The sequence below is a fragment of the Candidatus Paralachnospira sp. LCP21S3_A2 genome (genome assembly GCF_052118925.1).
Classification (GTDB): domain Bacteria; phylum Bacillota; class Clostridia; order Lachnospirales; family Lachnospiraceae; genus Lientehia.
In genome coordinates, this window is the sequence record NZ_JBQKGG010000031.1 from 1 (window position 1) to 7194 (window position 7194).

Annotated in this window: 7 protein-coding genes; 2 read left to right on the forward strand and 5 right to left on the reverse strand. The window is 44.1% G+C overall.

Annotated elements, in window-relative coordinates:
- Positions 1-204 precede the first annotated feature (204 nt).
- From ACTQ3K_RS12440 to ACTQ3K_RS12450, 3 genes are all read right to left on the reverse strand, one after another.
- Entirely contained in the window at positions 205-1131 is a 927-nt protein-coding gene (locus tag ACTQ3K_RS12440) for a hypothetical protein (protein ID WP_441568215.1), read from the reverse strand.
- Between the two features lie 16 nt (positions 1132-1147).
- Positions 1148-2167, reverse strand: a complete 1020-nt coding sequence (locus ACTQ3K_RS12445) for a site-specific integrase (RefSeq protein ID WP_441568214.1) — start codon at positions 2165-2167, stop codon at positions 1148-1150.
- A gap of 778 nt (positions 2168-2945) precedes the next feature.
- Positions 2946-3788 carry a DNA adenine methylase gene (locus ACTQ3K_RS12450; RefSeq protein WP_441568221.1) on the reverse strand — a complete coding sequence of 281 codons (843 nt, stop codon included), beginning with the start codon at positions 3786-3788 and terminating at the stop codon, positions 2946-2948.
- Positions 3789-3868: 80 nt separating this feature from the next.
- On the opposite strand from ACTQ3K_RS12450, the gene ACTQ3K_RS12455 reads away from it, so the two are divergent.
- Both ACTQ3K_RS12455 and ACTQ3K_RS12460 read left to right on the forward strand, forming a co-directional pair.
- On the forward strand, positions 3869-4099 hold the full coding sequence (locus ACTQ3K_RS12455) for a helix-turn-helix domain-containing protein (protein ID WP_441568220.1): 231 nt from the start codon (positions 3869-3871) through the stop codon (positions 4097-4099).
- Entirely contained in the window at positions 4086-4892 is an 807-nt protein-coding gene (locus ACTQ3K_RS12460) for a DUF7687 domain-containing protein (RefSeq protein WP_441568218.1), read from the forward strand. Before ACTQ3K_RS12455 ends, ACTQ3K_RS12460 begins: the two co-directional genes overlap by 14 nt.
- 13 nt (positions 4893-4905) lie before the next feature.
- Here the strand turns inward: ACTQ3K_RS12460 and ACTQ3K_RS12465 are convergent, their stop codons facing one another.
- On the reverse strand, positions 4906-5397 hold the full coding sequence (locus tag ACTQ3K_RS12465; protein ID WP_441568217.1) for a hypothetical protein: 492 nt from the start codon (positions 5395-5397) through the stop codon (positions 4906-4908).
- A 52-nt stretch (positions 5398-5449) separates the two neighbouring features.
- The gene (locus ACTQ3K_RS12470; protein WP_441568216.1) at positions 5450-6964 is read right to left on the reverse strand and encodes a hypothetical protein; all 1515 of its coding nucleotides are present in this window, start codon (positions 6962-6964) and stop codon (positions 5450-5452) included.
- Positions 6965-7194: the final 230 nt, after the last annotated feature.

Genomic DNA, 7194 nt, shown 5'->3' on the forward strand with positions numbered 1-7194 from the left:
TCCAATCCAGACCTTTCTGCCTGCGATCCCTCTCCCCTTGCCCCCACTCCCTGTGGCTACCCGGCAGGGAAACCAAGCCCAAGGGCTCTAGCGCACGTTATATTATCAATACAGTTAATTGAACACTTTTGACCCATTATAAGCCCTGTCACCCTCAAAAGGCAACAGGGCACGTTATATTATCAATATATTTTATTTTACACTTTACCAGTCAAATTCATACTCAACAGGGGCTACAGGAGCAGGCTTTTTCTTTCCCTGCTTCCTTCCCATAGGTCTCGGCCTACGGTTCTCCGGTACTCTCAGGCTCTTTGTTGTGAAGATCTCAAGCTCCCAGAATCCGGCTTTATAATTAGCCTGATACTTCCACTTGTACATACCGTTTTTTGGATACCCTTCATCGTTTTTACCAAAGTCATAAAACTCTCCGTTATATTCCGGTTTCAGCCAACTCTGGCAACCGATCGAGTCCAAAACATCTCCGATTTCGCTTTCTACCTGTCCCCTGATCTGATCCAGAGGCAGGCTCGCATCATACGGTGTCTGTATGATTGACTTCCATACATCAGCCTTTCTACGCTCCGTATACGGCTTAGGATGTTTCCTCTTGAACTGATAATCCAGTGCTTCATATTCTTCATCCGTATAGGTATATTCGTAATTCTCGACCCACTGACGGCTGCTCATAACAAGATAACCGTCATGCTCTTTTTTCGGCCTTATATCACGATCCTGATTAGCCCTTTCTCTTGCTATACGTTTCAGATTTCCATTCAGATATTTCTGTCGCTTCAACTCTGCTTCAGCACGATCTGCTCTCTCCAGAGCTTCTTTAAGCCTTGCCTCAGCCATTCTCTGGGCTTCCTGAGCTACTGTTACCCTTCTTTCAGCTTTCTGATCAGCATCTTCCTGATACTGTTTCAGCTGTCTGTTGGCACTTGCATATGCCTGATTTACTCTGTCCTCAGCATCTCTCTTTGCCTGGGTTACAGCTTCTTCAGCCTTACGGAGTTTTGCCACATCCGACTGATATTCTTTCATTGACTCGATATAATACTCGGCTTCCGGATCAGAGTATCCGCCTGGTACTTCTTTATATCCGGTAAGCGTTCTTTTTACAAAAGATCCCATGACCCTTCCCCCTTTCTTACAATCCTCTGATATAGTTGTCAGCTACAACGCTGATACGGTTATGTCCTAATGCTTTGCTGCAGATCAGCATTGCAGCCTTATCAAGTTTCTTTCCTGCTTCATCCTTACGGCAAGTGTACACATCGCTCTGGAACATCTTCCCTGTTCCCTTGTTCTTTCGGTCGTATGGAATGTCTTTTATATCCCTTGCGTGCGTTTTATATATCTCTGTTGCATACTCTGCTCTGTAACCATGTATGTCAGCGTTTGTATTGACGTATTGCCAGACTTTTTCATCTTTACCCGTGCTTAACATCCTCTCAATGATTTGAGCCGAATTTGAGCCTATTACAGGGCTTATACGCTCCCTGCCTCCTTTACCGTTTCTTACCCAGGTAAAGTATTCACAGTCCTTAAACAGCCTCGTATCCTTCATCATGGCAAGCCTCTTGTCCTCAGCAGGTGTACGATCCGTTTTACTTTCCAATTCTTTTATTTTTGCCTCGACCTGATCTCTTGTCACAAGATCCTTTCCCTTCAGGTTGACCAGCTCACTTCTCCTAAGTCCGGTACCTTTGCAGAACTTGATCAGCTCATCATTATTGGTCACAGAGAAGTGCCTGTCTCTCTCTGTCGTGGTTCGACTTCTCTTGATTTCTTCCCTGTTTCTCTTTGGAGCCTGAAACCTCTTTGGATCGTCCGGAGCTATCTGATAGAGCTTGTTCAGTGCAGCTTCTTCCGTATGGATCGTCCACGCAGACAACCCTTGGTCAACCCTTGTCTGAAGCCACTCCGGCACGTATTTCTCCGCCTTCTTCAATGTTTTACATTCAGGATACTTTTCCTGAACCCATTTGATGAAATATTTTGTATGCTTCCAGTACGTCTGATAAGTGTTAAACGAGAAGATCTTCTCCCGATCCGTACCGTTAGCCATTGATTCCTTTTTACTTTCTCCAAAGGCCTGCATACCGGTCAGGCGGTCATATGCCTGTTGGTGCAGATCCTTTGAGTATGATTTATCACGTCTACCCATATGCAGCTCCTTTCTTATATATGCGAATAGGCATAGCTGTCGCTATGCTCCTTGATTTCTTTCTCAGTTGTATGTTAAAGCAAAGCCGCTTCATGCATGTCCTCACGGATCACTACACTCAGCAAAGAACACTTTTTAAAGTCTTATGTGTGACTGATAAATACACTTTTTTGCTTCTTATGTGTGAAGGTTCTTGTTCCGATTTTCCTCTCAGCGGTCGGTTCCTCGTTCGCTCCTTTGGTTTGATGACGGTGCGTTCAGGATCGCATCGGATGTTAGTCATCACCTTCTCCACTTCTACAGCAGGAGACTTCATTCACAAGGTTTATGGGTTTCTAAGCCACTTTCCCAGGCTTTTCATTCATGGGATACCGTTTTCTTTTGTCTGGATCCGTAACTGATTTCCAGAGATCTACGTTTCGTCTGGTCTTTCCCAGTAGCTCCAATCACGTTCAAAAGGATTACTAATGATCATTGCCTGACTCCTTACTACTCCCAATTCACAAAGGTTACTACGGTGCATTCAGGTAGTCCATGCCGTATACATTACAGCTGCATCTATATAAATCTTATAAATAAGAACACCTATATTATAGCCTGAATCTCCGAAAAAATCAACCAAGATATGATACATAATTCCAATCATAACGGTTTACCCGTTCACGCTGATGCGTAAACCGATAAACCGTTATTTTGCTCCCTTCCGGTCGCTGTTGATGCCCTGACGGCATAAAAAAAGCAGCTCTTTCGGGCTGCCTTATTTATGCCTATACATCAGCTACCACGTTAAAAGTAACTGGTCATCAACCTTCTTATCCTTCATTTTTTTGCCAGTATTCTGCAGTCTGTCTATCATGGACGTGCCACAGTTTACAAGCAACTTTCTTTCAAAAAGCCCCTCTGGTGGTGTGATTGAAATATCTTTTTTCTTGCTATCTCTCATTCCATTGATAGAAAGAATTACCTTTACACCCCTTGCCTTACACTCTGCTATTTTCTCAAAAAGCACATTTACATCAAATGCCTGGGCTCCATAAATAATACTTTGGGAGTGCGTATATGGCGGATCACAATAGATCACATCCCCCTCCTGAGCCCGATCCATGGCCTCAATATAACTCTCAGTCTTAAAAGATGCTTTCTGCAGAAGCCTATGCCACATCATGGCCCTATCCCTGAATGTCTCCGGAGCTATCGGTCTGTGTGGCCCTCTCGGAGTACTCATATATCCATCTGCTTTTCTAAATCTGATTACTCCTGAATAACAGGTTCTTGAAAGCAACAGAAAGTCGTATGGGTTATGTTCTGCATTAAATCTGTCTCTGATCTCATTGTATTTACCTTCAGGATCATCATAATACTCTTTGATTTCCTTCTCATAATACTCGGTCAGATTCTCCGGATCTTCTTTAATCAGTTCAAAAACATCCATCAAAAACGGTAAAATATCGCTTCCATAAGCATGCGTAAACTGCTTATTGCTGCTCAACAGCTCCGCCATTACCGCACCGCTCCCCATGAACGGCTCATAATAATTATTAAAACTTTCAGGCATATAGGAAATAATCGTCCCTGCAAAACGCTGCTTATTTCCTATCCATTTTAACAGAGCTGGTATCATATCATCTCTCCTGTAACTTATAATCTGTAGACTTAAAGTCTGCATAATCAGTATAATTTTCAAAAAAGGAGGTGTCAAGAATGCAAACAGAGCTGCTGATCCGTTTCGGCAAGACTGTCCGAAGATTAAGAACACAACAGAATATCTCTCAAGAAGCGTTTGCAGATCTTTGCGACCTCCACCGGACCTATATCAGCGATATAGAACTCGGAAAAAGGAATGTATCTTTAGAAAACATCGAGAAAATCGCCTGTGCCCTGGGCACAACGGTTTCTCAACTATTTATGGAGGCGGAAAATGAAAGCATTTAAGCGATTTACAAAAGAAGATAAATCCTTCTGGTTCTTCATCCGCTTTGTAAGCGAAAAGCTCGGTTACTCTAAAAAAGGCGAAATCCTCTCCTACACCAGAGAGCAGATAGAAGAACTTTGCAAAAGAGAAAACATCTTCGCATCTCCAGATCGTATCACTCAGGCAGTCGATTACTGCCAAATGAGAGCCGATGCAATCAATACTATTGTCCAAGAAAACCTCATGGATGCTGAAATGGCTCAGCATGAGTTCGAACAGCTGCAGCGTCTTGGAACCTACTACAGTAAACTCATCATGAACAAGCAAAGTGGTGAAAAGAAAAAAGTCAACTACTTCACAGCGATCATAACAATGATTGCTGAAAGCGTTCTGGGTGGCGGTGACAGCTTTGATCCGGATCCTCGCGGTCTGGTCTATATTCTGAATAACAGAACCATCACCGGAGCATCCAGCAGACGTTTTGACGGAGCTTACCCTTCTATTTACAGTCCTAAACTCGTCTGGGAAATCAAAGAATACTATTATTCAAAGTCATTTGGCAGCCGTGTAGCTGATGCAGTCTATGAAGCAGAACTCGACGGCTATGAGTTTAATGAGATCTTCAGCCGAACCGGACAGGAAGTACATCATGTCATGTTTATTGACGGACGATACACCTTTTGGGACTTAGGAAAGTCCTACCTTTGTAGATTCATCGACACCCTTAACATGGGATTGATTGATAATCTGATTATCGGACGTGAAGTCCTCACTGAATGGAAACCGATACTCGAACAATACAAAGAGTCTTGAAAAAGACTCTTTTTTATTTCCAGAATTGCCACCATTTTTTCTCCGATTTCGGCTCATCCAACGGTTGTACATCAGGTTGTTTCGGTTCTTCAGCCACTAATTCTTCTGTTTCTTCGGAACCATCTTCTTCCGGATCCGTCTCCGGCTCTTGTTTTGCAGTCAGTAAATAAAGCTGATCCTTCAACTCAATGAGCTGCTGATCACGTTCCAGAAGCTGATCCTTACTCTTGATCAACTGATCCTGCAACTCCATGATCTTGATCTTCAGAGCCTCGTTCTGATGTGTCAGCTCCTCGATCTGCTCATCCTTGTCATGTTCGACCAGTATTACCGGATTGGACGCACGTTTCTGATCAAGAAAAGCCTCACCTTCCTCGTCCAGATATTGAGTCCTCTCCTTCTTATACAGATGATCACCAAGCTCGTCACGGTATCTGTTGACCTGTTTTCGCACGGCTTCATACGATACATTCTTCTTTTTTGCGTAATCCTTCAGGCTGATCATGTCCTCATCTCCTTAAACAACCCTGTTGTACAACCTTTGTACAAGGTTGTTTTCAGTCAATTATATCACTCTTTTCAGCTTCTGTCGCTTCCATTTTTGCTATTCTCTCCTGATATGCCTTCAGACGTGCCAGACGCTCCTGTTCGTACTCACTGAGAGGCTTCATAGACTCAATCATGACCTTTGTGCCATCAGACAACTCTACCATGTAATCAATCTTTGATTCTTCCATCCTTGCCGGCTCCTTATTTTTATACTTGTATACGGTCGTCCTGCTCATTCCCAGTGCTTTCGCAATCTCTGACACAGATGCTTCAGGATGAGCTTCCATATACTCCCTGACAGCCTGTTCCTTCGTTCCTGATCCAACAGGGCGTCCTTCTTTATTCCGCCATTCACCTTCTGGGTCATCTACCATCTGAACAGCCCTAGCTCTTGCAAGATGCAACTTCTGATTTCTTCCATTCCTTTTATTTCTCTCTATCGGAATAGCTGAAATTATTTCTATATCCTTGATTGGAAACGTACAATAGCGATGATCATAACACTCCAAAGCACTCTCTGCATCTGAGACCGTAAAAGGTTCTGCCGGATTGATGCTATTCAAGAACGGTACAAACTCGTATGCATCCTTCTCAACCTGCTCCTGAGGAACATTACACTTTGCTCCATAAATAGCCAGGCACATAATACAGAAATACCTATGATTATATGCAGCACCTTCCCTGACCTTCGCCTTCCACCAATCATAGAGAGCATACGGATTGTCCCCGTGAACCTTCTCCTCAATCTTCCAACGAGCCTTACTCTTGTCCTTACCAATCACAACACGCTCATACCACTCAGGATACTTCTTCTGGGCTTCCTTCAGGCTCATTTTAGACTCCCTGAATAGTTTCTTCTCATCTACCTTCATCGCATCCGGCACGTACTCGGCAAGCTGCGTCAGCGTAAACGGATGAGTGTTCAGCTGAAATGCTCTAACCCTTCTTTCTGGAGCATCCTTCTTTGTTTTGCCACCAATCACTCGAAAGCCTTGATTGATTCCCTGCTTCTGACGGCTCTTGTATGTGCTTGTGTAGGCATTCCAAAGCCTGTCGGTCAAAGCATACTTAAACTCCTTCAGCTGGATCTTCAGATTTGGAAACAATGGTATAGGATCCTCAAACAAATAGTACAGATGCACCCCATGACCGGACAGAATGATATAATTCGGGATCGGATATGCATCCACCTCATACGCTCCATTCAGGAACGCATTCAGCGTCTTATCCGTCACTCCATCCAGATCGAAAATCATAGCAAACATCTTGCTTGCATGCTCCTGCACGTTCTTCCTTCCAAAGTAACTCAGACCATTCAGAATACAGAAATCAGCCTCCTGCAGCTCCTTCAGCGTCTCCTCAAAGGTATCCTCGAACATTACCCTGTAATGACCATGCTCTTTTCCTTCGTTCCTCCAGTATGCTATCGGATTAGCCTTGTACCCGCCTTTCTCTTCATTCTCATTCTGCAGATACCCCTCACCAAACTTAAACATATCCCTATATACATCCATGGCAGTCACCTCATGACCACCCCATACCTTAATCACATCTTCTAACATACAGCTCACCTCCGGTGCTACCGCCTTCCAGAGTCACATCCTGCGGATGCACCTCTTCCAGTTGGTCTCCATCCTCATTCTCCAATCCAGACCTTTCTGCCTGCGATCCCTCTCCCCTTGCCCCCACTCCCTGTGGCTACCCGGCAGGGAAACCAAGCCCAAGGGCTCTAGCGCACGTTATATTATCAATA

Bases quoted from the DNA above. Each gene is read 5' to 3' on its own strand.
- ACTQ3K_RS12460 (WP_441568218.1), top strand. From the start codon at position 4,086: ATGAAAGCATTTAAGCGATTTACAAAAGAAGATAAATCCTTCTGGTTC.
- ACTQ3K_RS12450 (WP_441568221.1), bottom strand. From the start codon at position 3,788: ATGATACCAGCTCTGTTAAAATGGATAGGAAATAAGCAGCGTTTTGCA.
- ACTQ3K_RS12455 (WP_441568220.1), top strand. From the start codon at position 3,869: ATGCAAACAGAGCTGCTGATCCGTTTCGGCAAGACTGTCCGAAGATTA.
- ACTQ3K_RS12465 (WP_441568217.1), bottom strand. From the start codon at position 5,397: ATGATCAGCCTGAAGGATTACGCAAAAAAGAAGAATGTATCGTATGAA.
- ACTQ3K_RS12440 (WP_441568215.1), bottom strand. From the start codon at position 1,131: ATGGGATCTTTTGTAAAAAGAACGCTTACCGGATATAAAGAAGTACCA.
- ACTQ3K_RS12445 (WP_441568214.1), bottom strand. From the start codon at position 2,167: ATGGGTAGACGTGATAAATCATACTCAAAGGATCTGCACCAACAGGCA.